Raw genomic sequence first — 23,224 nt, forward strand, 5'->3', positions numbered from 1 at the left:
TACGTCCCTGCTGTGCCGGGCCGTTGGGCCCGTCATGCCGAGCCGGCCGCCGGTGGCACAAGACGACCGGGGCGCCTTCGCCGACGAGCGGAGGCGCCCCGGTCCGACGGGCACGCGGCCCTCAGAGCAGCCAGCGGTTGCGGCTGACGAACGGCAGCCGCGCCCAGGCTCTGCCCAGACCCCAGGTGGCGCCGGCGCCCGCGACCGCCAGGGCGATCAGGACGACGGCGTAGACGAGGTGGTAGTCGACGAAGGGGTTGGTCGACATGCTCATCGAACCGTCGGACAGGTGCTTGGCCGGCGGCCACTCCGCGATCCACATGAACGCCATCATGGCGGTGCCGGCGACCGCGGCGAGCCGCAGGCCGATGCCCGCGATCAGGGCGAGGCCGATGCCGAGCAGGCCGAGCATGAACAGCCAGTTGGCCCAGGTGGCCCCGGCCCAGTCGTGGAAGGTGGACTCCATCGGGCCGACGGCGACGCCACCGAGGAAGCCCATGGTGGGCGAGCCGCCGTCGATCCATCCTTTGCCGGAGGGGGTCGCGTAGCCGAAGCCGAAGGTCTTGTCCAGGAACGCCCACAGGAAGACGAACCCGGTCAGGACGCGGAGCCCGGCGAACACGTACGCACGGGTCGCCTTCGCGGCGGCGGTCGCCTCGTCTATGGAGGCGGGAGCCGTCCCGGTCCTGCGCAGGGACGGGAAGCGGAATCCCAGATGCCGGTGGGGGTGGTCGTGCACTGCCATGATGCTCATCCCTTTCGAGGGGTGTGACGCGCAGGATGTGGTCCGGCTCTCGTTGCGCCTTCAATGTCCCGCGTCGTCGACGCCCGTTCGAGGGGCTGCAAGGCCCCGGACGGCGGGCCGAACGGCCCTCTGTCCGGGCCCCGTTGGCATCCGTCAGCCGTCCCAGGCCCAGTCGGCGACCTCCGGCAGGTCGGTGCCGTGGACGCGGATCCACTCGTCGTGGCGTAGCCGCGCGTCCTCCATCGCTGCCGTACGCCCCGGCGCGCACCGCCAGTCCCGGGACACGGTCGATGACATCCATGACCAGGCGGTAGCGTTCCAGGTCGTTGCGGACCAGCAGCTGCGCGGCGGCCAGCATTTCCTGCGTGGGGACATCACCGGCGGCCGCGAGCACCACGTCCGGCTCCCGCTCGCCGTTCTGCGTGCCGGCCCACTCCCAGATCCCGGCGCCGCGCGCACCGCGCACCCGCGCCTCGTCCATCGTCAGCCAGTCGAAGCAGAGCTGCTTGCCGGCCACGATGACGTTGACGTAGTCGCGGCTGCGCAGTGCGTGGTCCGCGACGGACAGCAGGGTGTTGGCGTCCGGCGGCAGGTACACCCGTACGGCCTCGGGACCCTTGTTGAGGATGTGGTCGACGAAGCCGGGGTCCTGGTGCGAGAAGCCGTTGTGGTCCTGGCGCCACACGTGCGAGGTCAGCAGGTAGTTGAGGGAGGCGATGGGGGCGCGCCAGGGCAGTCGGCGGGTGACGCGCAGCCACTTGATGTGCTGGTTGACCATCGAGTCGACGAGGTGCACGAACGCCTCGTAGCAGGAGAACAGCCCGTGCCGGCCGGTCAGCAGGTAGCCCTCCAGCCAGCCCTGGCAGGTGTGGTGCATGCGGGTCCGTATCTCCTCGCCCTCCCCCACCCGCCGGATACCCGACAGGGCCGACCGGGCCATCCGCCTCGACGGCGGTGCTCGTCAGCAGGCCGTCGGCACCAGCACCACGGGGCAGTGGGCGTGCTGCAACAGGACGTGCGCCACCGGGCCGATCGGCGGACCGAGCCGGCCCGAGCGCTGACGCGTGCCGATGACCACGAGGCCGGCCTCGCGCGTCCCCGCCAGCAGGGCATGGGCCGGACCGGTGCGGACCGTGCGGCTGTCGACCTCGACCTCGGGATACTCCTCGCGCAGCCCGGCGATGCTGAACCGCGGCACGGCCTCTTCCGCCCGGTGGTTGCGGGCCTGGCGCTCCTGGCCGGGGCTCGTCGCGGCGACCAGCGAGGGCAGTTCGGGTGTGGTGTGCCGGTGCGTCGCGGAGTGGACGACGTGCAGCCGGGCCCCGCGCCGGGCCGCCTCCTGGAAGGCAAAGGTGGCCGCGGCCGCGTCGGCGTCGCTCTCCAGGCCGAGCAGCACCTCGCGCCCCTCGTCGCCGGGGTGCTCCCCGCGGGCGACCAGCAGCGGACCGTGCACCTGGGCGGCCAGGCGCCAGCTCACCGAGCCGGCCAGCAGGCCGGTGACACTGCCGAGCCCTCGCGTGCCCACGACGGTGAGGTCCGCGACCGCGCTCTCCTCGGCCAGCGCCGCCACGGCGCCGCCCTCCACGGCCCTGGTCTCCACCGGCAGACCGGGATGACGCTCGTGTACCCGTGCGACGGCCGATGCCAGAACCGGCCCCGCCTCGTCGCGGTCGGCCACGGCGTAGACGATGCGCAACGCGATGCCGCGGCGCACCGCTTCCTCGGCGGCCCAGTCCAAGGCCCGTACGGCGACCAGCGAACCGTCCACTCCTACGACCACATGACGGTCAGTCATTTGCCCCATCCCCTTCTGTTGCGTGCGTGGGCCGTTTCACCTCCCTGGGAGTTCCGAAGGCGGTGGTGAGCTCGCCGCCGGTCGGCTGAGCGTCGGTCCCGCGAACGATGCTCACCGCCGGCGGAGACTGCCGGCAGAGGCCGACGGAACCCTTCGGAACGCCGTACGTCCCGTCCCGCCGGGGCCGTACGGCCCCGGGCCCGGGCCCCGGCCGGACACGAAGAGGAGGGGGCACGGAGGAAGGAGATGTTCAGGCCGTGAGGTCCACCCCGTACAGGGAGTGTCCGCCGACGAGCTCACGCCCGGTGACCAGCTCGGGCTCGATGCGGACGAAGACTTCCTGCGGCGCGGGCACCCAGGAGACCGTGCCGGTCCGGGCCAGGCGTTCGTGCTCGGCAGGGTCGGTCACCACCGTGGCCGTGCCCGTGACGACGACGCTCCACCCGGAGTGCCGGTCCGCGTCGACGTCGTCGGTCTCGAAGGCGACCACGGCGCCGTCGATCGCGCGGATCAGTTCCGAGGTCGCGGAGGTGCGCAGCAGGACCGCGCCGTCGTGGTCCAGGCTGAAGTTGACGGGCAGCACGGCGGGCAGGGCCTGGCGCGTGTAGACGATGCGGCCGACGGGCACCTTGGCCATCAGCCGCAGACAGTCGTGCCGATCGAGTTCGCGGAAGCCGTCGTTGGGGTGCATGGGCCGGCCCGCCTTTCGTCTGATACTGCGGTGCTGCGTCCTTCCAGCCTGAGCCGGACGTGGCCTGAGGGGTGAGGGCCGATGGGTCCCGGCCGCGCCGGAGAACGGCCCGTGCCACGTTGTGGTCGATGGGCCGCGAGGCCCGCCCGTCCGGGTGTCCGGGTCTTCTGGTGATGCTCGGGCCGGTCGGCCGCCCCACCCCGCCGGATCCGCAAAACCCGTCGGTAGGGCCGACCGGCCCTATCCGCACCACACCACTGCCCTGTTTCCTCAGGCCATGTCCGAGAACGCCCCCAGGCCCACGCCTCACCACACGGAACGCACCGTCGGTGAAACCACCGTCGTGGAACTGCGCGGCGAGATCGACATCTTCACTGCGCCGTCTCTCGCGGCCCGGTTGGAGGCCCTGACCGCCGCTCCGCACCCCGATCTGGTGCTGGACCTGCGCTCGACGGACTTCATCGACTGCACCGGGCTGGGTGTCCTGTGCCGGGCACGGAACCGAACTGCGGCCGGGCAGGGCCGCCTTCGGCTGGTCACCGACAGCGTGGGCTTCCAGCGGATCCTTCGCGCCGTGGGCCTGGCCGGTGTCTTCGAGCTCCACCCCGACCTGGGCACGGCCCTGGCCCGTATGCCGCAGTCGGTCGCCGCGGGTTGATGGCCGGCCGGATGGGCTAGCGGCTCGCCAGCACTTCGTCGAGCGCCAGACGCGGTGCGCGCCGCGGGCTCGCTGCGCCTTCGGGGCCGTATCCGAGGCGGATGAGCATCTGCGCATGTCCGGTCCGCCCGGGCGTCGGGCTCAGGGAACTGCGCAGGTCCGGCCACTCCAGCGCCTGGTTCAGCAGGGAGGCGCGCAGGCCATGTGCCGTGGCGAGCAGCCACACGTGCTGGAGCGCCTGTCCGGCCCGCAGCCAGTCGGCGCGGCGGTCGTGCTCGGTGATCAGCACGGCGATGACGGGTGTCGCCTCGAACGGCCGGGCGACCCGCCACTCGGTGTGCCGCTGCGCGGTGAAGTCCCGCAGGGGAAGGTGTTCGCGGGCGTCCTGGAGGCCGAGTACCGCCTGCGGCAGGCCCACATCGGGAGTCGGCTGCAGGTCGCGGTGCACCCAGCGGCTGCTCTCCGTGGCGCGGTCGGTGTCGAGGCGGTTGCGTCGCTCGGCTTCGGTGGTCAGGCGGAGCAGCCGCGCCGTCTCGATGAGGTCGGGGAACCAGAGCCGTGCGCCCTCTGCGCGGGCGGCTTCAGCGAGTTCGTTGCGCAGATACGGCGGCAGGGGCCGTCCCGAGAACGGGAGGCGGCTGCTGTGCCTGCGCCAGATCGCCTCATACAAGTCGGTCCGGTGCTCTGTGGGGCGCCGGGCGATGGCCCCGGCCAGGCGGACGGCGGCGAGGAGGGCGGGGTCCTCCGGGGAGGGCAGCAGGCGCCTGACCGGCGACCATCCGCAGTGTGCGATGGCGACCCGGAGGTTCAAGAGGCACGCCCCCACCGAGAGATGCAGGGCGCGCCCCGCCGGGTCCGTGTGCCGCAGGCCGCGTTCGATGGCGGCGCGCACCTGGAACGTGGCCGACTGGGGGTCCAGGCGGAAGGACCAGGGCTGGGTGTTGTGGATGGAGGGCGCGGCGGCTGCGGCCGAAACGCAGGTCTCCGGGATCGCGGCGGCCAGGGATGTGCTGTGCATGACGTCCTCCTCACGCGTCGGCGCGCAGGACAAGGTGTGCTGTCCTCCGAGCGTGGGTGCCCGGCCCCGGATCGGCGAGGGGCCGATGGTCCCGTCGCCGGGACCGTACGGGCCACACCTCGGCAGGTGGGTGCCGTCCGGGAACGCCTCGCGGCTCCCCACCGCCGGTCCCCCAAAGGCATGGGCCGAACGGCCCAGCAGCGGATGCGAGTTGGCCCCGTCCGACCCTGCCCTGCTACCTCATCGGCCCATGTCAGGACTCGCTCCCGCCTGTCACCTTCGTGAGCGTCGTGACGAGGAAGAGGGGCAGGCGATGGACGGCAGCAGGCGTACGAAGAAGACAAGGCTTTGGCGATGGCGTAGCAACCCGCTGCGGCGGCGCGACGACGTCATCGATGCCTGGATCGTGCTGGCCGTGGGGGCGGTCATCGCGGTGGGCGGCACGATCGTCGGCCTGGTGACGGACAACGCGGCCGGTGAGGTGTTCGCCCGGCAGCGCGCCGAGCGGCATTCCGTGCGCGCCGCGCTCCTCGCCGACATCCCGCGCAGCGTCGCGGGTGTCGGGACCACCGGCGACAAGGTTGCCGCGCGAGTCCGCTGGACGGACCGCGACGGCTCCGTCCACACCGATAAGACCTTGGCGGACACCGGACTGAAGGCCGGGTCCAGGATCGTCGTTTGGACGGACAGCCGGGGCGAGATCACCGCCAAGCCGCCGAGTCCCGCGAAAGCGGCCGTCGAAGCCGGCGTGCTGGCCACCGGGGCCGCGCTCGCCTTCGCCGGCCTCGCCTACGGCGCCGGCGCCCTCGCACGGTGGAGGCTCGACCAGCGGCGCATCGAGCAGTGGGGCAGCGAGTGGGACCTGGTCGGCCCGCAATGGGACCACAAGACCGGATGATCCACGCTCAGCCATGGGAAGCGCGGTAGAACCGTACGACCACACGGACGGCTCCGCCTCCGCAGGCGCGTCTGCCGTAGCCGCGGCAATGAGCTCAATGAGGCAGTCAGTGTTCGTCGGTGCGCGCCGCGCTGTGTTCCCAGACTGGGGACGCGAGACCTGCTCGGGGATCTTGGGCGTTCCTGGAAGGTGAACTTGGTGGCCAGTGTCAGGGCCCGGCGGGCCTCCTCGGTGGTGGTGGAGGGCTGATTGCGCTGCCGAGCGTGGCCGTGGACCGCTCCGACGAGGCTCTCCACCCACCCGGTGAACCGCGCCCGCACCGGCCAGTACGGGATCTCTGCCTTCAACTGCACAGAACCCCACGGGATGGGGGCCATGGCAGCAGGCTAGTAGTTGCGACCGTGCCTACTTGCGCACGTGGAAGCGCAGCATGGTGACCCCGCCCGACTGGATGTTGCTGAACGGTTCCAGGTCGATCCGGTCGAGGCCCGGCGGCGCGAAGCGGACGCCGTCGCCGAGCAGCACCGGCAGCACGTACACCAGGATCTCGTCGACGAGGCCGCGCTGCAGGCACTGGCCGGCCACGTCGGCGCCGAGGATCTCAAGGTTCTTGTCGCCGGCGGCGTGGCGTGCCGTGGCCACGGCTTCCTCGATGTCGCAGGTGAGGAAGGTGACGTTGGGGTCCGGCTCGTCGGGCGGGCGGTGGGTGAGGACGAACTGCGCCCCGCCGTCGTAGCCGGTGTTCTCGTCGGACATGCGCTTGCCGACCTCGTACGTACCCCGGCCGATGAGCATGGCGCCCGTGGCCGCCATGACCTCCGGGAACGTCGCCGACGTCATGTGCTCGAAGATCCAGTCCATCGTGTGGCCAGGACCGGCGATGAACCCATCGAGGGACATCACCCTGTTCACGACCACTTTGCCGGTGCTCGCATCCGTCATGCGTCGTCTCCAAGCAGGTGGAGGGCGGAATCGCATCATAGGTCGGTGAGCAACATCTTCTCCGGCGATAGCCACGACCTGGACCTGTCCAATGGCGCCACCGCGGTGTTCATCGACGTGCTGATGCCGGCCGTTTCCGATCTCACCTCCGAGGACTGGGACTTCCGCTTCGCGGCGCTGCTGACCCTGCTGGACCAGAACGTCATGGGGCGCGGTGCCGTGGGGTTCGACCTGGCGGAGTTCGACTGGGGTGCGACGGAGCGGGAACGCGTCCGCGCGAAGGACTTCGTGCTGCGTGCCACAGCACGCACTCGCGGCGAGCGGACATCGCTGGAGCGAGCTGGGCTACCACCCGCCCCGCGTGCATGACTACCTGCACCGCTTCACGACCATGGTGGAGTCCTGCACCCCGCCCGCCGACAGCAGCGCCGCACGCGGCTTCCCCGGCCCGGACGAGGCCGCGATGGCCTCGTGCGTGCGCCACCGCGTCCTCAGCGCGCTCCCGCTGTGGGACGGCTGCTTCCTCTGCAATCGGCCGCACTACTAGCCCGGCTCGGTTCCACATAAGGCGGGCGCTGCCCGCCGACTTCCCGCCGTGGGACCGGGTGTATGCGTTCTTCCGCCGCTGGCGCGAGAACGCCCTGGTGAAGGAGTTCCACGGCCGGCTGCGCGGCCAGGTCCGCGAGCGGGAGAGGCGGAATGAGCGCTCAATGGGATTCCTGCGACCCCGGCCGACCTGCCGTCATGCCTCGGTCGGCGGATCAGCGCCCTCCCGGGTCCGCCGTCTCAGCCGACGGTCAGGTCCGGGCGCACCAGGGTTCCCGACCTCCCGTGAACGATCTCGTACGCCGCGTCGAGGGCGCCGATGGCAGCCAGTGCTCCGGTGCGTTCGACGAATCGTGCGGCTGCCTCCGCCTTGGGTCCCATGGAGCCGTCGGGATAGCCTCCGCGGCGCAGGTCGTCGGGGGTTGCGTCGAGGACGGGCTGCGGGTCGTGGGTGCCGTAGCCGGCGTAGACGTTCGGTACGTCGGTGAGGATGAGCAGGAAGTCGGCCTTGAGTTCCTCGGCTAGCAGGGCGGCGGTGAGGTCCTTGTCGACGACCGCCTCGACGCCGGTCAGTGCGCCGGTGTCGTGGTCGGCGGTGACGGGGACGCCTCCGCCGCCGGCGCAGATGACCAGCGCGCCGCAGGTGAGCAGGTCGTGGATGGTCTCGGTTTCCACGATCCCCTCGGGCGCGGGTGAGGCGACGACCTGGTGCCACCCGGTGGCGTCCTTGGCGATGTGCCAGCCGCGCCTTCGCGCGAGGGACTGGGCGACGTCCCGGGGGTACACGGGGCCGACGCGCTTCGTGGGTCGCGCGAGGGCCGGATCGTCGGCCCGTACCAGGGTGTGGGTGACCAGTGCGGCGATCTTGCGGCCGGGCAGCGTGTCGTGCAGGGCGCGGACCAGCAGCGAGCCGATCAGGCCCTCGGTCTGGGCGCCGAGCAGGTCCAGCGGACAGGGGGTGGTCAGGACCGGGTCGGCCGCGCTCTCCATGGCGAGCAGGCCGATCTGCGGCTCGTTGCCATGGGTGAGGACGACCTCGTGTTCGAGGGCGAGGCCGGCGACGGCGGTGGCCGCCCGGTCGATGTTCGCCTGCTGTACGGCCGCGTCGGGGCGATCACCCCGGCGCAGCAGGGCGTTGCCGCCGAGGGCGATGACGATGCGCACGGTTCAGTCCTCCAGGGTGGCGACCAGCACGGCGTTGATGGTGTACAGCCCGTACTCCGCCTGTTCCCAGTCGATCGCGACGGGTGAGTCGAGACCTCGGAAGTGCCCTCGCGGCAAGGCCGGTATGTGTTCAGGAGCTGACGGCCGGCCGGGCGCGGGGACGAGCAGGGGCCGACTGGGCCTTCGCATGGCGTCCTGCAAGTCGGTGGCCGTCAGCGTCCTGGCCGTTGACCTGGTACAGCGGCTCCAGGCTCGCCCGGCTCAGTGAACTCTCGCCTTCTCTCGTCTTCATCGAACATCGAGGACCGTTCCGGCACAGGGTGCCGAAGGACCTGGACTGGGTGCCGGGTGGGCCCGGTCATAGGGCCGGGTGGCCCATCGCCCGGCACCGGGCACGGGAGCACGCTGGAGGTGGCAGGTTCGTACGCCCTGACTGGAGGCACGTCATGAACCCTCCCGCCACCGCCGGCATGCTCCAGGCGCTGCCCGCCGAGCACCGCCACCGGCTGATGCGCTTCGCCCGTGAGGTGTCCTTCCCCCAGGGCGCCCGGCTCTTCGAAGAAGGCGGCCACGCCGACCGGTTCTGGATCATCCGCACCGGGAGCGTCGACCTCGACATGCACGTTCCCGGCCGCCGGGCGGCCGTCATCGAGACCCTCCACCACAACGAACTCATCGGCTGGTCCTGGCTGTTCGCCCCGCACACCTGGCACCTGGGGGCCACGGCGACCAGCCCGGTGCGCGCCTACGAGTTCGACGCCACCGCGATCCGCTCGATGTGCAAGGACGACCCCGCGCTCGGCGCGAGCGTCGCCCAGTGGGTGGGCGACGTCCTCGCCCACCGCCTGCGCTCGGCCCGCACCCGGCTGCTGGACCTGTACGCCCCCTACGGCAGCGGCAGCCTCCTGCGATGACCGAGCCGACGAGTCGAAGCGACAGCAGCAACGGCGCTGAGAGAGGCATCATGCACGGCACTCCGCACATCGTCAGCGACGTGATGACCCACACCGTCGCCGCCATCGGCCGTGGCGCCTCCTTCAAGGAGATCGTGCGGATGATGCACGACTGGAAGGTCAGCGCGCTGCCCGTCCTGGAGGGCGAGGGCCGGGTCGTCGGGGTGGTCTCCGAGGCCGACCTGCTGCCCAAGGAGGAGTTCCGCGACAGCGCCCCCGACCGGCACACCCAGGTGAAGCGCCTGTCCGACCTGGCGAAGGCCGGCGCGGTGACCGCCGGGGAGCTGATGACCTCACCGGCCCTCACCGTCCACGCGGACGCGACGCTCGCCCAGGCCGCGCGGACCATGGCACACGCGAAGGTCAAACGACTCCCCGTCGTCGACGACGTGGGCATGCTGCAGGGCATCGTCAGCCGCGCCGACCTGCTCAAGGTGTTCCTGCGCGACGACGAGGACATCGCGGAGGAGGTACGCCGGGAGGTGGTGGCCTACCTCTTCCCCGCGCCGGCGTCGGCCGCACGCGTGGCGGTGCGGGACGGGGTCGTGACGCTCAGCGGCCACATCCGGGACACGTCCCTGGTCCCCGTGGCAGCTCGGCTGATCCGGGCCGTCGAGGGGGTCGTGGACGTGGGGTTCGACATCACCGAGCACGGCCGATCCGCGGAGCCGACCCCTGTCCCGCCGAGTCTCAGCGAGAACGCCTCACCCTCCTGACCCAGCCAGGCCCGAGCCAAAGAGGCGTGTGTGTCCTGCCCCACGAGTGGGTGCCCGTCGAGACCTGCGCGGACGGCGGTGACGCTGCCGGGGAGCGTGTCGTGAAGGACTCCGTCGGCAACGTGCTGCAGGACGGCGACTCCGTGGTCGTCGTCAAGGCGCTCAATGTCAAGGGCAGCTCCTCGGGGATCAAGGCCGGCACCAAGGTGCGCACCATCCGGCTGGTCGACGGGGTCGACGGGCACGACATCGACTGCAAGATCGACGGTTTCGGGCGATGCAGCTCAAGTCGAGCGTGGTCAAGAAAGCCTGATTTCGCCGACGCCGTCCATCGGCCCCTCCACCGGCTCTTCCATGGCAGGAACAGCGGTGCAGCAGCTTGATGCCGAATTGCAAAATTTCGCAATTAGTTAGATGCTGTGTTGGTCATGCTCGCAGGTAGCCGCGGACACAGCGTTTCGCGTCCGCCCGCGGGGCGGGGCTCGTAGGGGAAGCCGAGGGGTCGTGTCCGTTCCGCTGTACCAGGCCAAGGCCGAGTTCTTCCGGATGCTGGGACATCCCGTACGGATAAGGGTGCTGGAGCTGCTGCAGGACGGACCGATGCCGGGACGGGAGTTGCGGGCAGCGATCGAGGTGGAGCCCTCCAGCCTGTCGCAGCAACTGGCGGTGCTGCGCCGCGCGGGGATCGCCTCCGCTCGCGAGGGCTCGACCGTCGTCTACGCGCTGGCCGGCGAGGACGTGGCCGACCTGATGAAGGCCCGATGATCTCGCAGATCAGCCGGGTCTGGGCCCGGATCGCAGGACTGCTCCCTGCCCGCGCCGACCTGACGGAGATGCGCCGCGCCCCGCGGCGGGACCTGCTGGCCGGGCTGACGGTGGCCGTCGTGGCGCTGCCGCTCGCCCTCGGGTTCGGCGTCTCCTCGGGACTGGGAGCGGAGGCGGGCCTGGCGACCGCGGTGGTCGCGGGTGCGCTCGCCGCGCTCTTCGGAGGATCGAATCTGCAGGTGTCGGGGCCGACCGGCGCCATGACAGTGGTCCTCGTCCCCATCGTGGGCGAGTACGGGCCGACCGGCGTCCTCACGGTCGGTCTGATGGCCGGCGTCATGCTCCTCTCCCTCGCCGCTCTCAAGGCAGGGCGCTATATGCAGTACGTCCCGGCGCCCGTCGTCGAGGGCTTCACGCTGGGCATCGCCTGCGTGATCGGCCTGCAGCAGGTCCCGAACGCGCTCGGCGTGCCCAAGCCCGAGGGCGACCGGGTGCTGGTGGTGACCTGGCGGGCGATCGAGGAGTTCGCCAAGTCCCCGAACTGGACCGCCGTCTGCTTCGCGGTCGCCGTCGCCGTGGTCATGCTGGTCGGGGCGCGGTGGCGGCCGACCGTTCCGTTCTCGATCCTGGCCGTGATCGCCGCGACGGTGGTCGCGCAGGCCGCCGGCCTGGGCGCCGCCAAGCCGATCGGAGCCCTGCCCTCCGGCCTCCCCGCACCCTCCCTCGCCTTCCTCGACCTCGGCTCGTTGAGCAGCCTGCTCGCCCCTGCGGTGGCGGTCGCCGCCCTGGCCGCCCTGGAGTCCCTGCTGTCCGCCTCGGTCGCCGACGGCATGACGGTCGGCCAGAAACACGACCCCGACCGGGAGCTGTTCGGCCAGGGGCTCGCGAACATCGCCGCCCCGCTGTTCGGCGGGGTACCGGCGACCGGCGCCATCGCCCGCACCGCCGTCAACGTCCGCACCGGCGCGAGCTCCCGGCTCGCGGCTCTCACCCACGCCGCGATCCTCGCCGTGATCGTCTTCGCGGCGGCACCCCTGGTCTCGAAGATCCCGCTCGCCGCGCTCGCCGGCGTCCTGCTGGCCACAGCGATCCGCATGATCGAGGTCGGCTCGCTGAAGGCGATGGCGAAGGCGACCCGCTCCGACGCGCTGATCCTTGTCCTGACCGCCGTGGCGACGCTGGCCCTGGACCTCGTGTACGCCGTGATCATCGGCCTCGCCGTGGCGGGCGCCCTCGCCCTGCGCGCCGTGGCCAAGCAGGCCCGCTTCGACCAGGTGCCGCTCGACCGGGGCGACCACAGCGCCGAGGAACACGCCCTGCTGGCCGAGCACATCGTCGCGTACCGCATCGACGGGCCGCTGTTCTTCGCCGCCGCCCACCGCTTCCTGCTGGAACTGACCGAGGTCGCCGACGTCCGCGTCGTGATCCTGCGCATGTCGCGGGTGTCGACGATGGACGCCACCGGCGCCCTGGTCGTCAAGGACGCCGTGGAGAAACTGCACCGGCGCGGCATCCTCGTCCTGGCCTCCGGCGTGCGCCCGGGCCAGCGCCAGGTCCTCGACTCAGTCGGCGCGCTGGACCTGCTGCGCCACCAGGGCCGGGAGTACGCCACCACCCCCGAGGCGATCCGGGCCGCCCGCGATCACCTGGAGTCGGCCGGAGTCCTGCCCACCCTTCCCGCACAGAAGCAGCCCCGAACCTCCAGCGAGGAAGCCCTCCGATGAGCACTCCCCCGCCCCCTCCATATGGTCGCCGCTGGATTCGACGGCCCGGTTCCCCCTACTCGGGTTCGGCGCCGCCGGTGCCGCAGGCGAGGATGGGCCGCATGTGTGTGACGAGCGAAGCGAGATGGGGGTCCCCCCGCCCGAAGGGTGGGGGAGGGTGGATGCGATGCGCCAAGTCCCGGCCGATGGGGCCGTGTTGCTGCGGCGGGGAGGCGACGGCACGGTGAGTACGCCGCTGTACCAACTGAAGGCCGAGTTCTTCAAGACGCTCGGCCACCCGGCGCGCATCCGGGTGCTGGAGCTGCTGAGCGAGCGCGAGCACGCGGTCGCCGAGATGCTGCCCGAGGTGGGCATCGAGCCCGCGCACCTGTCCCAGCAACTCGCGGTGCTGCGCAGGGCGAATCTGGTCGTGACCCGCAAGGAGGGCTCGACCGTCTACTACGCGCTGACCAGCCCGCACGTCGCGGAACTCCTCCGGGTCGCCCGCACGATCCTCTCCGGCGTGCTGGCCGGCCAGGCAGAGCTGCTCGCCGACCTGCAGGCCGCGCGGGGGGAGGCGAAGCCGCCGTCGTAGTGACGGCCCTCGATCGGCGGCCGTCTCCTGCGGATGGACAGCGCTCTGCGGAAGCGGGAGGCGGCCGCCTTCACCAGAAGTCTCCACAAGTCATGCGTGCGTCAGCTCGTCGGCGACGTGCGCCGCCCACGTCTCGATCGCGGTGAAGTCACGGAAGTCCCCGCCCTTTCCGTTGCGGAGGAGCATCCGTGCGACCCATCCCTTCGCACCCTCCTCCAGGCAGCCCCCGAAGGTGACGTGGTCCCTGACGTCCAGTTCGGCCATGGCCTTCTTCACGCCGGGTACGGGCGGGATGTCCTTCTCCGAGGCCGAGGCATCGAGCGGGCCGCTGCTGAACAGCCACAGTGGGCGTTCGGCCAGGGCGCGGCGGTGCCGGCGGAGGAACCGGTGGGCGTGCTTCTGCCAGCGTCCGGCGTACAGTCCGCCGCCGACGACCACCGCCCCGTACGACGCCACACTCGCGACGGACTGGGCCGGAAGGGCCTCGACCGTCAGCCCGTACTTGCGCAGCACGTCGGCGATGGCTTCGGCGATCTGCGCCGTCGATCCGTTCGTGGTTCCGTAGGTGACCAACACGGTGCCGGTCATGGCGGTCCACCTCCTCTCATACTCGGCGCCGCCAGTCGTCGGCCACGCCGTGCAACGCCTGCTCCCGGGTGCGCACACGCGCGTCGTCCAGCCGGTACGTGAGCCTGTCGGCCACGTCGACCACACCGTTGATCCGAGCGGTCATCGACCGGGCTATCTCCGTCTCGCTCTTGCGTTCCATGTGCCCGGTGAGCGTGACGACGCCCTGCACCACGGACACGTCGATGCTGCGGGGCGCCAGCCACAGGGTGCGCACCAGTACGTCCTCGATCACCTCATCACGGATCTCTTTGTCAGGCCGAAGGAAGACCTGGAGCAGGTCGCGGCGGGTGACAATGCCGACCAGCCGGTCCGCCTCGTCGAGCACCGGCAGCCGTTCCACCTGGTGCCGGGCCATGGTGCGGGCTGTCGCGACGATGGTGTCGTCGGCGTGCGCAGTGACGGGCGGCGCGGTCATGAGCCGGCCGGCAGTACGGGCATGCACCGTCGCCGCCTGCCGCCGGGCACCGCGCGTCAGCCCCAAGAACGCGAAGCGACGGCGCGGTTCGTACGGTCCTGGGGTGGCCGCCTGGCGTGCCACCAGGTCCGTTTCGGAGATGACGCCGATGACCTTGTCGTCCTCGTCGACCACCGGCAGTCCGCTGATCCGGTGGGCCGCGAGCAGCCGCGCGACCTCCTTGAACGGGGTGCCGTACTCGACGCGGACGACCTCGGTGGTCATCACGGAGCCGACCTTGTTGTGTTTCATGTCCGTTCCTTCCTCAGCGGAGCCGGCGCAGATAGGGGTCTTGGGGCCTGCACGGGACCAGGCGGATCCGCGCGTCCAGCACGGCGACGCCGCCCGGTGTCGTACTCGGCGAGGCCGATCACGCGGCCCTGCGTCTTGGCCAGCAGCGCCCGGTAGCCGGGGCGGGCCGACGCACAGGCGCGGTCGGCGGCCAGACGGGCCGACCGGTGGCACGCGGCGAAGAACCTCAGGCGCAGGTTCTCCGGGGACATCTCCTCGTACAGCCCTTCCAGCTGGTCGTGGTCGCCCGGCGCCACGGGACGGATGCACACCGGTGGTGCCATCCGCGAGCAGGGCGTGGACGGGGGGTCGGCCGGTCACCTGGTGCGTCATGGCGGGACTCCTCCAAGCCTCGTGTCATGTCGAGCATCCGGCGGATTCGGGGTTGTCCCATGGGCTGTCCGGGACCGATACGAGGGCCGGTCGGCCCAAGATGTCGCCAGTCGTCCCGGCCAGAACCCGGGCGGCATGCCTGAGCCGAGAACGACGGACGAACAGGCGAAGGCGGGGGCGGGGGCGGGGGCACTGCGGCGCTGGAAGCTGCCGCCGATGAATCTGGAGTCGATCACCCGCTGGGAGGCGTACTCCCTGGCCAAGGACGAGATGCTGGTGCACACCGACATCACCGAGGCGCCCTGGCATGTCGTGGAGGGCGACGACAAGCGCCGGGCCTGGCTGAACATGATCGCCCACCTGCTCGGCTCCGTGCCCTACCACGACGTGCCGCCGGTGCTGGAGCTGCCGGAGCGGCCTGCGTCGACCGGCTACGAGCGCCCACCGGGATGTGTTGGCGGTCGCCGCCCGGCGCGTCGACCGGCAGTGCAGTGCCGGCAGATGCTTTCCCGCGGGTCGTTCGGCACCTCGCGGTCGGCCAGGTCGCGGAGGATCCTTGGGTCCTCCGGCCCTAGGAGTCCTTCCGCCGCCGGGAACTCCTGCTGGCGCTCGGCTGCCTGGCCGGGGTTCTCGCCCTGGACATCCTGTACGGCGTGCTGGTCGCCGTCGGCCTGTCCGTGGCCGAACTGCTCACTCGGGTGGCCCGCCCGCACGACGCTGTCCAGGGCCTGGTGCCCGGTGTGGCCGGCATGCACGACGTCGACGACTACCCCGAGGCCCGCACCATCCCCGGCCTGCTCGTCTACCGCTACGACTCCCCGCTGTTCTTCGCCAACGCCGAGGACTTCCGGCGCCGCGCCCTGGCCGCCGTCGACGAACAGACAGAACCGGTCCGCTGGTTCGTCCTCAACACCGAGGCCAATGTGGAGGTCGACATCACCGCCCTGGACGCGGTCGACGAGCTCCGACGCGAACTCGCCCACCCACGGCATCGTCTTCGCCCTCGCCCGCGTCAAGCAGGACCTGCTGGACGACCTGACGGCATACGGCCTGGCAGACACGGTCGGCAGCGAGCAGATCTTCCCCACTCTGCCGACGGCCGTGACCGCATACGGGAAGTGGCGCCGCAGTCAGTAGGCCGCCCCGCGGATCCATCCTCCACAGCGCGACACCCGCGGGGCGCGGCTTGGCGAGGTCGCCGCTGTCAGCCCTCGTTCCGGACGGTTGCAGGGGACAGGGCCGAAAGGAGTTCGGCCCGGTGCCATGCGGCCCTGCGACGTAGCAGGTTGTGGGACCGATGTGCCTGAATCGATGGGGCCGTTCGGCCCCTCTTCGCCCAGCGCCGTGAAACAGCGCCGAAACGCGGTCGGGTGCCTGCTACACAGAAGATGCCGCCCGATGCGATGCGGCGCCCTTCCCACCCTCATCCCCTGCCCGGGAGTCTTCATGCTGTCCGCAGAATCCGCTGCCGTCATCCGTGCCACGCTGCCCGCCGTGGCCGGCGCACTCGACGAGATCACGACGCGCTTCTACGGCGCGATGTTCCGCGACCGGCCGGAACTGCTCGACGGGATGTTCAACCGCGGCAACCAGGCCAGCGGAGCCCAGCGGCGCGCGCTGGCCGGCTCGATCGCCGCCTTCGCGACGACGCTGCTCGATGATCCGGACAGCCGGCCGGACGCGCTGCTGGAGCGGATCGCGCACAAACACGCCGCCGTCGGCGTCACCGACGACCAGTACACGATCGTGCACAAGTACCTGTTCGTCGCGATAGCCGAAGTACTCGGCGACGCCGTCACCCCTCAGGTGGCGGCCGCCTGGGACGAGGTGTACTGGCTGATGGCCGGTGCCCTGATCGGCCGTGAGGCCCGCCTGTACCAGGACGCGGGCGTGGAGCCCGGCCAGGTGTGGCGGCAGTGGACGGTCGTCGAGCGCCGCACCGAAACACCGGACGTGGTGTCCTTCGTCCTCCGCCCCGCCGACGGCGAACCGGCACCCAAGGCACGGGCGGGCCAGTACGTGAGCGTGCGGGTCCTGATGGCCGACGGGGTGCACCAGCTGCGCCAGTACAGCCTGTCCTCCGACCCGGGCGGGGAGCTGCGGCGGATCACCGTCAAACGGGTCACCGGCACGGCCGACGCGCCGGACGGTGAGGTCTCCAACCTCCTGCACCACCAGATCCACGAGGGCGACGAACTGACCCTGTCCGCCCCCTTCGGAGACGTCTTCCTCGACGACCCGGCCGACGCCACCACTCCGGTCGTGCTGGTCTCCGCGGGCATCGGCGGCACCCCCATGACCAGCATCCTGGCCCACCTCGCCGCCCTCGGCTCCACCCGCCCGGTGCTGCTCCTGCACGCCGACCGCTCCCCCGCCGACCACGCCCTGCGCACCGAGACGGGCGCGTTGGTCGGGCAACTGCCGGGCGCCCGCGCGGTCTTCTGGTACGAGCAGCCCGGCCCGGAGGAACCCGACGCTCACGAGGGCCTGATGGACCTCTACGGAGTCGACGTCCCCGAGAACGCCACGGTGTTCCTGTGCGGCCCGCTGCCGTTCATGCGCGACGTCCGCGCCCAGCTGCTGCGCGCCGGGGTTCCGGCACAGCGCATCCGCTACGAAGTGTTCGGCCCGGACCTGTGGCTGCCCGGCACCGCGGCCTGAACGGTGCCGAACGTCCCTACGTCCTGAGGAGGGGCCCGTAATGACTGCCCGCCGTCACCGGCGAGGTGCGGATCGTGCGAGCCAGAGCTCAGCACGCGGAACGCCCCTGGTCGGCCACAGCCGACCTGCACGTCGGCAAGCGGCAGGTCGTCGTCCTCGCCGAAGAGGCCACGGGCACCGAACTCGTCGACCAACTCCAGGACGGCTGCGCCGCCAGACCGACGGGACCGTACACGCGTGGGACCACGGCCACTGGACAGCGGCCCCGCCGTGGCGCGGCGGCCAGCAGTCCGCGTGAATCCACAGTGGGCGCGGCCCGGTCAGGGACGGGCCACCGACCCGGGCCGTCGCCCCGCTCCCGTACCAGGCCCGGATCCGGGGCCATGAACATCTTCTTCACCACAGCGACCTTCAGGACATGGACATGGGAATGGCGCCGCGGGTCCGGTTCCGGCTTCCTTGCCGTCCTGCTTCCGCGCCGTCCATCGCTTCACGGCGCCATGTACAGCGACAAGGTGAGCAAGAGGGGGCAGTGGCCTTGGCTCAGCAGGCTCGCGATTTGCTGGGCCATTGGTACAGTCTATGGCGATCAGCCAAGACCGCAGAGAGGCCAACGGACCATGGCCGTCGACGAACTCGACACCCGCATCCTGCGACTGCTCCTGGAGCAGCCCCGCACCAGCGTCCGCGAGTACGCCCGCATCCTCGGCATCGCCCGCGGCACGGTCCAGGCGCGCCTGGACCGGATGGAGCGCGACGGCGTGATCACCGGCACGGGGCCCTCGCTCTCCCCCGCAGCGCTGGGCCACCCCGTGCTCGCCTTCGTGCACATCGAGGTCACCCAGGGCCATCTCGACGAGGTGGGCGATGCCCTGGCCGCCGTACCGGAGATCGTCGAGGCGTTCTCGATCACCGGCGGCGGTGACCTGCTGACGCGGGTCGTCGCGCGCGACAACGCCCATCTGGAGGATGTGATCCAGGCGCTGATCAGCATGCCGGGCGTCGTCCGCACGCGTACGGAGGTGGCGCTGCGCGAGCGCGTGCCGCACCGGCTGCTGCCGCTCGTGGAGGCGGTCGGACGCGCGGCCAAGAACTGACCGGTGACGCCAAAAGACCGGACGCCAAAAGACCGACCGGCGGCCGAGAGCAGTTCAACGGCCGATAACCCGCCCTTGGCATCCTGGAAGCCATGAGCTCTCTCGGCGGAACCGCGGTCATCTTCGATCTCGACGGCACACTCGTGGACAGCGAGCCCAACTACTACGAGGCCGGACGTCAGACGCTCGCCGAGCACGGCGTCACGGATTTCACCTGGACGGACTTCGAGCAGTACGTCGGCATCAGCACCGCGGAGACGGTTGCTCACTGGAAGGAGCGATACGCCATCGAGGCCCCACGGGACGTGCTGCTCGCGGAGAAGAACCGGCGCTATCTGACGCTGGCCCGCACCGCCACTCACGTCTACCCGGAGATGCGGAAGTTCGTGGAGCTGCTGGCCGCCGAGGACGTACGCATGGCCGTGGCCTCGGGTTCCTCGCGGGAGGCCATCGAGGCGATCCTGTCGGGCACGGGCTTGGACGCCTCGCTGCGCACCGTCGTCTCGGCCGAGGAGGTTGCCCGGGGCAAGCCCGCTCCGGACGTCTTCCTGGAGGCGGCACACCGACTGGGAGCGGCCCCGGCGGACTGCGTGGTCCTCGAGGACGCCGCTCCGGGCGCGGCGGCGGCGCACGCGGCCGGGATGCGCTGCATCGCGATCCCGTACCTGGCCGCGCAGGCCGACGATCCGGCGTTCGTCACGGCCGGGTTGCTGTTGCGCGAGGGCCAGAGTGAGTTCACGGCGCGGGCAGCGTACGACTGGCTCGTACGCTCGGCTCCGTCCTCCTGACCCGCCGACAACCGGCCCCTTGATTCACGGCTGAGTTCACGGCTGGAAGAGGATCTTCACCGCTTCCTCCTGCTTGCGCTGGAAGATCTCGTACGCGTGCGGGGCCTCCTCCAGCGGGAGCCGGTGGGTGGCGAAGCCGTCGACTCCGAGGGGGTCCTCGTCGGTGAGCAGCGGCAGGATGTCGTCGACCCAGCGCCGTACGTTCGCCTGGCCCATCCTCAGCTGGATCTGCTTGTCGAACATCGTCATCAGCGGCAGCGGCGAGGCCATGCCGCCGTAGACCCCGCTCAGCGAGATCGTGCCGCCGCGCCGCACCAGCTCGATCGCGGTGAGGAGCGCGGCCAGCCGGTCGGTGCCGGCCCGTTCGGCGAGCCGGGCGGCCCACGCGCGGGGCAGCATCGCGGACATCTGCTGGGCGGTCCGCCCGACGGGACTGCCGTGGGCCTCCGTTCCCACGGCGTCGATCACGGCGTCGGGGCCCCGGCCGTCGGTCCGGTCGCGGATCTCCTCGATGAGTTCCTTGCGTCCCTCGTACCGCCGCAGGTCGTACGTCTCCACGCCCCGCTCGCGCGCCCGCCGCAGCCGCTCCGACACCAGGTCGACGCCCATGACGATCTCGGCCCGCTGGAGCCGGGCGATCCGGCAGCACATGTCGCCGATCGGTCCGAGGCCGAGGACGGCGACGGAGCCGCCGGGCGGGATGTCGGCGTACTGCACGGCCTGCCAGGCCGTAGGCAGGACGTCCGAGAGGTAGACGTAACGGTCGTCCGGCGGCCCGTCCGGTACCTTGATCGGCCCGAACTGGGCCTGCGGGACCCGTAGATACTCGGCCTGGGCGCCCGGCACACCGCCGTACAGCCTGGTGTAGCCGAACAGGGCCGCGCCCATGCCCGAGTCGTGCACCTGGGTGGTTTCGCACTGCGTGGGCAGCCCGGCGCCGCACATCCAGCAGTGCCCGCAGGCGATCTGGAACGGCACGACGACCCGGTCGCCGGGCTTCAGCCCGGTCACCTCGGAGCCCACCTCCTCGACCACGCCGATGGGTTCGTGCCCGAGGATGTCCCCCGGTGTCATGAACGGGGTGAGCACCTCGTAGAGATGCAGATCGGAGCCGCAGAGCCCGCTGGAGGTAATGCGTACGATCGCGTCCGTCGGTTCCTCGATCTCCGGGACGGGTACGGTCTCCACCCGTACCTCGCGCTTGCCCTGCCAGGTCACGGCCCTCATCGTGCGCTCCCTTCACCGCTGCTCGTCGGCTGCCCCAGCCGTCGGCTGCTCGCCCGGCTGCTCGTCGTCGCCGGAGGCGCTCGGCGAGTACCCGCCTTCGCGACGCTCACCCGTTGACGGGCCACCTGTCGGGGGACTCACCTGCCGAGGGGCCGGATCAGCCGACCTTCTGGCCGACCAGCGGGGCGGTCTCCTCGCCGGCGCCCTCGCGCATGCCCTGGAGGACTTCCTCGACCGCCTCGATGGCGGTGTACCGCGGCCGCCAGCCCAGCTCGTGGCGGGCCCGGGTGCAGTCCATGAGGGGCAGCCGCAGCACCGCGTCGAACAGTTGCGGCGAGGCGGGCACCAGGTGCAGGCCCCAGGCCGCGGCGAGGGCGGACCGCGCCGCCTTGCGGGGCATCCGCACCAGCCGGGAATGGAACAGCTCGCCCAACACCTCGGCGTCCAGCGGCGGTTCGGCCGCCAGGTTGAAGGCGCCACGGACATCGCTCGTCACGGCGAGCCGGTACGCCTCGGCCGCGTCCTCGGTGTGCAGGGCCTGTACGCGCAGCCCGCGGACGTCGGGCAGTACGGGCAGCAGCTCGGGCCGGGCCAGCGGACCGGGCTTGAAGCGTCCGGCGAAAAGACGGCGCTGCTGGCTCCCCGACTCCTCCTTGAAGAGGAACGCGGGCCGCATACGGACCACGCGTGTCTCCGGCCGCTCGTACTCGAAGGTGTCCAACACCCGCTCCACATAGGCCTTTTCACGGCAGTACGCCGCTTCCGGCCAGCCGTGCGTCGGCCAGGACTCGTCCACGGCACGCTCCCTCGGGCCCGGCGAGTAGGCGCCGACCGAGGAGGCGTACACCAGCGCCGGCACCTTGGCCGCGGCCGCCGCGTGGAACACCTTCACGCTGCCGAGCACATTGGTGCGCCAGGTGACCGCCGGGTCCCGGGCGGGCTGCAGCTTCCAGGCCAGATGGACGACGACGTCGGCGCCCTCAAAGTGCTTGGTCAGCTCGGACTCGGCCGTCAGATCCACCGCGGCCCACCTGGCCGACGACACCGGCGGCTCGTCGGGCAGCCTGCGCGCGATGCCGAGCACGGAGTCCACCTGCGGATCCTCGCTCAGATGACGCATCACGCTGGTGCCCACGTTCCCGGTGGCCCCGGTGACGACGACCCGCAGTCCGGTTGCACTGCTCATGATCGGCTCCTCTCCTGGCTCCGTCACGTGACGCGTTCCCCCTGCGCGGGAGGCAAACGTGGTGGCAGCGTGGGGCCGCAGCCCATGGATCGGTATCACGTGGCCGTGCACCATATGAGGAACGCGGAGATCACGACCAGCAGGAGGATTTATGTCGAAGCCACCGCTCCCCGAGGCCGCCGTCGCCATGCTGAAGAAGCCCAACCCGGCTGTCATCGCCACGGTGCGCTCCGACGGGCAGCCGGTGTCCACGGCCACCTGGTACCTCTGGGAGGACGACGGGCGGGTGCTGGTCAACATGGACGAGGGCCGCAAGCGGCTCGACCACATGCGCAACGATCCCCGCGTCACGCTGACGGTGCTCGACGAGGGCAACTGGTACACGCACATCACGCTCATCGGCCGGGTGGTGGAGATCCGCGACGACGAGGGCCTGGCCGACATCGACCGGTTGTCGCGGCACTACGGCGGTCGCCCGTACCCGCAACGGGACCGCGCCCGCGTCAGCGCCTGGCTGGAGATCGACCGCTGGCACGGCTGGGGCGACCTCCGGGACAGCGACCAGGCGGCCGGTTGAGCATCGCCCCTCGACGGCGCCCGCTCATCGCCCCGGAGCGCCGGCGCGCAGGCCGTCCATGACGAGGTCCATGAGTCGCCCGGCGCGGTCCTGCCAGTCCCCCTGGGGATCGATGTGCCAGAGGCCGGTGATGGCGAGGATGAAGTCGTCGTTGGTCACCCCGGGGCGGATGGTGCCGGCCTCCTCGTTCGCCTTCAGCAGGAGCGCGACGGCCTCGCTCACCGGGCCGTGCCCCGGTCGCGCAGGCCCCCCGGGCGCACTGGTCGCTTTGCTCATGGCGTCGGCCAGCCCCGCCTTGGCCATGGCGTACTCGGCCAGGCGGTCCATCCACTCGCGCAGCGCCTGGTCCGGTGCGCGGGTCTGCAGCAATTGGGCCGCGGCGTCGGCGACCTGCTGCATTTCGTGGCGATACACCTCCAGGACGAGAGCTTCGCGGCTGGGGAAGTTCCGGTAGAACGTGCCCTGCCCGACCCCCGCCTTCTTCGCGATCGAGCTCAGCGGAGCATCTGCTGAACGGGTCAGCTCCACCAGGGCCACTTCAAGGATGCGCTCGCGATTCCGTTGCGCGTCCGAGCGCATTGGCGCGTCATTTCTGTCCTGCACCCGTCCCCCTTCCAGGAATCACGTCAGGGCCTCCCTTGCTAAGCGGACAGCTGTCCGTTAGGTTTCTGACTACCGGACAGCTGTCCGCTTAAGTCCACTCTAACCGCGGACACCCCTGCGCGAACGGCCGGAACTGTTCGCCGACCCGCATCGTCCCGTCCGGCTTCGACGCGCACACCCACGCGAAG

The 23,224-nt window shown here is 71.1% G+C and carries 23 protein-coding genes and 6 pseudogenes; 16 read left to right on the forward strand and 13 right to left on the reverse strand.

Translation table 11 applies throughout. The features are described 5' to 3' along the window. Window positions 1-121: 121 nt before the first annotated feature. The 4 genes and pseudogenes from G6048_RS06055 to G6048_RS06070 form a co-directional block, all read right to left on the reverse strand. Window positions 122-745 carry a DoxX family membrane protein gene (locus tag G6048_RS06055; RefSeq protein ID WP_165338399.1) on the reverse strand — a complete coding sequence of 208 codons (624 nt, stop codon included), beginning with the start codon at window positions 743-745 and terminating at the stop codon, window positions 122-124. Between the two features lie 153 nt (window positions 746-898). Next, window positions 899-1,643, reverse strand: a pseudogene (locus tag G6048_RS06060) (phosphoketolase family protein); the annotation flags it as partial. Window positions 1,644-1,706: 63 nt separating this feature from the next. Continuing rightward, window positions 1,707-2,540 carry a universal stress protein gene (locus G6048_RS06065; RefSeq protein ID WP_206341235.1) on the reverse strand — a complete coding sequence of 278 codons (834 nt, stop codon included), beginning with the start codon at window positions 2,538-2,540 and terminating at the stop codon, window positions 1,707-1,709. A gap of 250 nt (window positions 2,541-2,790) precedes the next feature. After that, window positions 2,791-3,231: a pyridoxamine 5'-phosphate oxidase family protein gene (locus G6048_RS06070; RefSeq protein ID WP_165338400.1), complete on the reverse strand. Its 441-nt coding sequence runs from the start codon at window positions 3,229-3,231 to the stop codon at window positions 2,791-2,793. Window positions 3,232-3,508: 277 nt separating this feature from the next. On the opposite strand from G6048_RS06070, the gene G6048_RS06075 reads away from it, so the two are divergent. Then, window positions 3,509-3,889, forward strand: coding sequence for an STAS domain-containing protein (locus G6048_RS06075; RefSeq protein WP_165338401.1), 381 nt, complete (start codon window positions 3,509-3,511; stop codon window positions 3,887-3,889). Window positions 3,890-3,905: 16 nt separating this feature from the next. Here the strand turns inward: G6048_RS06075 and G6048_RS06080 are convergent, their stop codons facing one another. Further along, the gene (locus G6048_RS06080; RefSeq protein WP_165338402.1) at window positions 3,906-4,907 is read right to left on the reverse strand and encodes an Acg family FMN-binding oxidoreductase; all 1,002 of its coding nucleotides are present in this window, start codon (window positions 4,905-4,907) and stop codon (window positions 3,906-3,908) included. A 250-nt stretch (window positions 4,908-5,157) separates the two neighbouring features. Between G6048_RS06080 and G6048_RS06085 the strand changes: the two genes are divergently transcribed. Beyond that, window positions 5,158-5,805, forward strand: coding sequence for an Rv1733c family protein (locus G6048_RS06085; RefSeq protein ID WP_408056117.1), 648 nt, complete (start codon window positions 5,158-5,160; stop codon window positions 5,803-5,805). Window positions 5,806-6,210: 405 nt separating this feature from the next. On the opposite strand, the gene G6048_RS06090 is transcribed toward G6048_RS06085, so the two are convergent. After that, complete coding sequence (locus G6048_RS06090; RefSeq protein WP_165338403.1) at window positions 6,211-6,747, reverse strand: dihydrofolate reductase family protein; 537 nt, start codon at window positions 6,745-6,747, stop codon at window positions 6,211-6,213. A 45-nt stretch (window positions 6,748-6,792) separates the two neighbouring features. Here G6048_RS06090 and G6048_RS49215 point away from each other — a divergent pair, with 45 nt between their 5' ends. After that, the gene (locus tag G6048_RS49215; RefSeq protein ID WP_235989503.1) at window positions 6,793-7,116 is read left to right on the forward strand and encodes a hypothetical protein; all 324 of its coding nucleotides are present in this window, start codon (window positions 6,793-6,795) and stop codon (window positions 7,114-7,116) included. Next, window positions 7,109-7,294: a hypothetical protein gene (locus G6048_RS49220; RefSeq protein ID WP_235989510.1), complete on the forward strand. Its 186-nt coding sequence runs from the start codon at window positions 7,109-7,111 to the stop codon at window positions 7,292-7,294. The genes G6048_RS49215 and G6048_RS49220 overlap by 8 nt, the downstream gene beginning before the upstream one ends. Before the next feature lie 239 nt (window positions 7,295-7,533). Here G6048_RS49220 and G6048_RS06100 read toward each other — a convergent pair whose 3' ends face one another. Continuing rightward, on the reverse strand, window positions 7,534-8,457 hold the full coding sequence (locus G6048_RS06100) for a carbamate kinase (RefSeq protein ID WP_165338404.1): 924 nt from the start codon (window positions 8,455-8,457) through the stop codon (window positions 7,534-7,536). A gap of 446 nt (window positions 8,458-8,903) precedes the next feature. On the opposite strand from G6048_RS06100, the gene G6048_RS06105 reads away from it, so the two are divergent. The 6 genes and pseudogenes from G6048_RS06105 (at window position 8,904) to G6048_RS06130 (ending at window position 13,189) form a co-directional block, all read left to right on the forward strand. Continuing rightward, window positions 8,904-9,371, forward strand: coding sequence for a cyclic nucleotide-binding domain-containing protein (locus tag G6048_RS06105; protein ID WP_165338405.1), 468 nt, complete (start codon window positions 8,904-8,906; stop codon window positions 9,369-9,371). A gap of 50 nt (window positions 9,372-9,421) precedes the next feature. Continuing rightward, entirely contained in the window at window positions 9,422-10,126 is a 705-nt protein-coding gene (locus G6048_RS06110; protein WP_165338456.1) for a CBS domain-containing protein, read from the forward strand. A gap of 41 nt (window positions 10,127-10,167) precedes the next feature. Beyond that, window positions 10,168-10,439, forward strand: a pseudogene (locus tag G6048_RS06115) (zinc ribbon domain-containing protein YjdM); the annotation flags it as partial. A gap of 191 nt (window positions 10,440-10,630) precedes the next feature. Then, window positions 10,631-10,885 (forward strand): annotated as a pseudogene (locus G6048_RS49225) (ArsR/SmtB family transcription factor); the annotation flags it as partial. A 2-nt stretch (window positions 10,886-10,887) separates the two neighbouring features. Further along, window positions 10,888-12,615, forward strand: a complete 1,728-nt coding sequence (locus G6048_RS06125) for a SulP family inorganic anion transporter (protein WP_165338407.1) — start codon at window positions 10,888-10,890, stop codon at window positions 12,613-12,615. Window positions 12,616-12,838: 223 nt separating this feature from the next. Next, window positions 12,839-13,189, forward strand: coding sequence for an ArsR/SmtB family transcription factor (locus tag G6048_RS06130; protein WP_165338457.1), 351 nt, complete (start codon window positions 12,839-12,841; stop codon window positions 13,187-13,189). Window positions 13,190-13,279: 90 nt separating this feature from the next. On the opposite strand, the gene G6048_RS06135 is transcribed toward G6048_RS06130, so the two are convergent. The 3 genes and pseudogenes from G6048_RS06135 to G6048_RS06145 all read right to left on the reverse strand — a co-directional run. After that, complete coding sequence (locus G6048_RS06135) at window positions 13,280-13,777, reverse strand: flavodoxin domain-containing protein (protein ID WP_165338408.1); 498 nt, start codon at window positions 13,775-13,777, stop codon at window positions 13,280-13,282. 16 nt (window positions 13,778-13,793) lie between these two features. Continuing rightward, a complete protein-coding gene (locus G6048_RS06140) occupies window positions 13,794-14,525 on the reverse strand; it encodes a CBS domain-containing protein (RefSeq protein WP_165338409.1) in 732 nt (243 codons plus the stop codon). A 92-nt stretch (window positions 14,526-14,617) separates the two neighbouring features. Next, a pseudogene (locus tag G6048_RS06145) lies at window positions 14,618-14,897 on the reverse strand (GNAT family N-acetyltransferase); the annotation flags it as partial. 192 nt (window positions 14,898-15,089) lie between these two features. On the opposite strand from G6048_RS06145, the pseudogene G6048_RS06150 reads away from it, so the two are divergent. From G6048_RS06150 to G6048_RS06170, 5 genes and pseudogenes are all read left to right on the forward strand, one after another. After that, window positions 15,090-15,344, forward strand: a pseudogene (locus tag G6048_RS06150) (polyphosphate kinase 2); the annotation flags it as partial. Window positions 15,345-15,475: 131 nt separating this feature from the next. After that, a pseudogene (locus G6048_RS06155) lies at window positions 15,476-16,034 on the forward strand (STAS domain-containing protein); the annotation flags it as partial. A gap of 309 nt (window positions 16,035-16,343) precedes the next feature. Continuing rightward, a complete protein-coding gene (locus G6048_RS06160; RefSeq protein WP_165338410.1) occupies window positions 16,344-17,558 on the forward strand; it encodes a globin domain-containing protein in 1,215 nt (404 codons plus the stop codon). A 620-nt stretch (window positions 17,559-18,178) separates the two neighbouring features. Next, window positions 18,179-18,655 carry an Lrp/AsnC family transcriptional regulator gene (locus G6048_RS06165; protein WP_165338411.1) on the forward strand — a complete coding sequence of 159 codons (477 nt, stop codon included), beginning with the start codon at window positions 18,179-18,181 and terminating at the stop codon, window positions 18,653-18,655. 92 nt (window positions 18,656-18,747) lie between these two features. Then, entirely contained in the window at window positions 18,748-19,443 is a 696-nt protein-coding gene (locus G6048_RS06170; protein WP_165338412.1) for an HAD family hydrolase, read from the forward strand. A 36-nt stretch (window positions 19,444-19,479) separates the two neighbouring features. Here the strand turns inward: G6048_RS06170 and G6048_RS06175 are convergent, their stop codons facing one another. Next, window positions 19,480-20,670: a zinc-dependent alcohol dehydrogenase gene (locus G6048_RS06175; RefSeq protein ID WP_165338413.1), complete on the reverse strand. Its 1,191-nt coding sequence runs from the start codon at window positions 20,668-20,670 to the stop codon at window positions 19,480-19,482. A 157-nt stretch (window positions 20,671-20,827) separates the two neighbouring features. Further along, complete coding sequence (locus tag G6048_RS06180; RefSeq protein ID WP_165338414.1) at window positions 20,828-21,856, reverse strand: NAD-dependent epimerase/dehydratase family protein; 1,029 nt, start codon at window positions 21,854-21,856, stop codon at window positions 20,828-20,830. A 151-nt stretch (window positions 21,857-22,007) separates the two neighbouring features. Here G6048_RS06180 and G6048_RS06185 point away from each other — a divergent pair, with 151 nt between their 5' ends. Further along, complete coding sequence (locus G6048_RS06185; RefSeq protein ID WP_165338415.1) at window positions 22,008-22,433, forward strand: PPOX class F420-dependent oxidoreductase; 426 nt, start codon at window positions 22,008-22,010, stop codon at window positions 22,431-22,433. A 24-nt stretch (window positions 22,434-22,457) separates the two neighbouring features. Here the strand turns inward: G6048_RS06185 and G6048_RS06190 are convergent, their stop codons facing one another. Next, on the reverse strand, window positions 22,458-23,012 hold the full coding sequence (locus G6048_RS06190) for a TetR/AcrR family transcriptional regulator (protein ID WP_206341238.1): 555 nt from the start codon (window positions 23,010-23,012) through the stop codon (window positions 22,458-22,460). Window positions 23,013-23,224: the final 212 nt, after the last annotated feature.

The sequence above is a fragment of the Streptomyces ureilyticus genome, assembly GCF_011045025.1.
GTDB classification, from domain to species: Bacteria; Actinomycetota; Actinomycetes; order Streptomycetales; family Streptomycetaceae; genus Streptomyces; species Streptomyces ureilyticus.

Coding starts and splice junctions, on each gene's coding strand:
- G6048_RS06055 (WP_165338399.1), bottom strand. CDS start 745: ATGGCAGTGCACGACCACCCCCACCGGCATCTGGGATTCCGCTTCCCG.
- G6048_RS06065 (WP_206341235.1), bottom strand. CDS start 2,540: ATGACTGACCGTCATGTGGTCGTAGGAGTGGACGGTTCGCTGGTCGCC.
- G6048_RS06070 (WP_165338400.1), bottom strand. CDS start 3,231: ATGCACCCCAACGACGGCTTCCGCGAACTCGATCGGCACGACTGTCTG.
- G6048_RS06075 (WP_165338401.1), top strand. CDS start 3,509: ATGTCCGAGAACGCCCCCAGGCCCACGCCTCACCACACGGAACGCACC.
- G6048_RS06080 (WP_165338402.1), bottom strand. CDS start 4,907: ATGCACAGCACATCCCTGGCCGCCGCGATCCCGGAGACCTGCGTTTCG.
- G6048_RS06085 (WP_408056117.1), top strand. CDS start 5,158: ATGTCAGGACTCGCTCCCGCCTGTCACCTTCGTGAGCGTCGTGACGAG.
- G6048_RS06090 (WP_165338403.1), bottom strand. CDS start 6,747: ATGACGGATGCGAGCACCGGCAAAGTGGTCGTGAACAGGGTGATGTCC.
- G6048_RS06105 (WP_165338405.1), top strand. CDS start 8,904: ATGAACCCTCCCGCCACCGCCGGCATGCTCCAGGCGCTGCCCGCCGAG.
- G6048_RS06110 (WP_165338456.1), top strand. CDS start 9,422: ATGCACGGCACTCCGCACATCGTCAGCGACGTGATGACCCACACCGTC.
- G6048_RS06125 (WP_165338407.1), top strand. CDS start 10,888: ATGATCTCGCAGATCAGCCGGGTCTGGGCCCGGATCGCAGGACTGCTC.
- G6048_RS06135 (WP_165338408.1), bottom strand. CDS start 13,777: ATGACCGGCACCGTGTTGGTCACCTACGGAACCACGAACGGATCGACG.
- G6048_RS06140 (WP_165338409.1), bottom strand. CDS start 14,525: ATGAAACACAACAAGGTCGGCTCCGTGATGACCACCGAGGTCGTCCGC.
- G6048_RS06160 (WP_165338410.1), top strand. CDS start 16,344: ATGCTGTCCGCAGAATCCGCTGCCGTCATCCGTGCCACGCTGCCCGCC.
- G6048_RS06165 (WP_165338411.1), top strand. CDS start 18,179: ATGGCCGTCGACGAACTCGACACCCGCATCCTGCGACTGCTCCTGGAG.
- G6048_RS06170 (WP_165338412.1), top strand. CDS start 18,748: ATGAGCTCTCTCGGCGGAACCGCGGTCATCTTCGATCTCGACGGCACA.
- G6048_RS06175 (WP_165338413.1), bottom strand. CDS start 20,670: ATGAGGGCCGTGACCTGGCAGGGCAAGCGCGAGGTACGGGTGGAGACC.
- G6048_RS06180 (WP_165338414.1), bottom strand. CDS start 21,856: ATGAGCAGTGCAACCGGACTGCGGGTCGTCGTCACCGGGGCCACCGGG.
- G6048_RS06185 (WP_165338415.1), top strand. CDS start 22,008: ATGTCGAAGCCACCGCTCCCCGAGGCCGCCGTCGCCATGCTGAAGAAG.
- G6048_RS06190 (WP_206341238.1), bottom strand. CDS start 23,012: ATGCGCTCGGACGCGCAACGGAATCGCGAGCGCATCCTTGAAGTGGCC.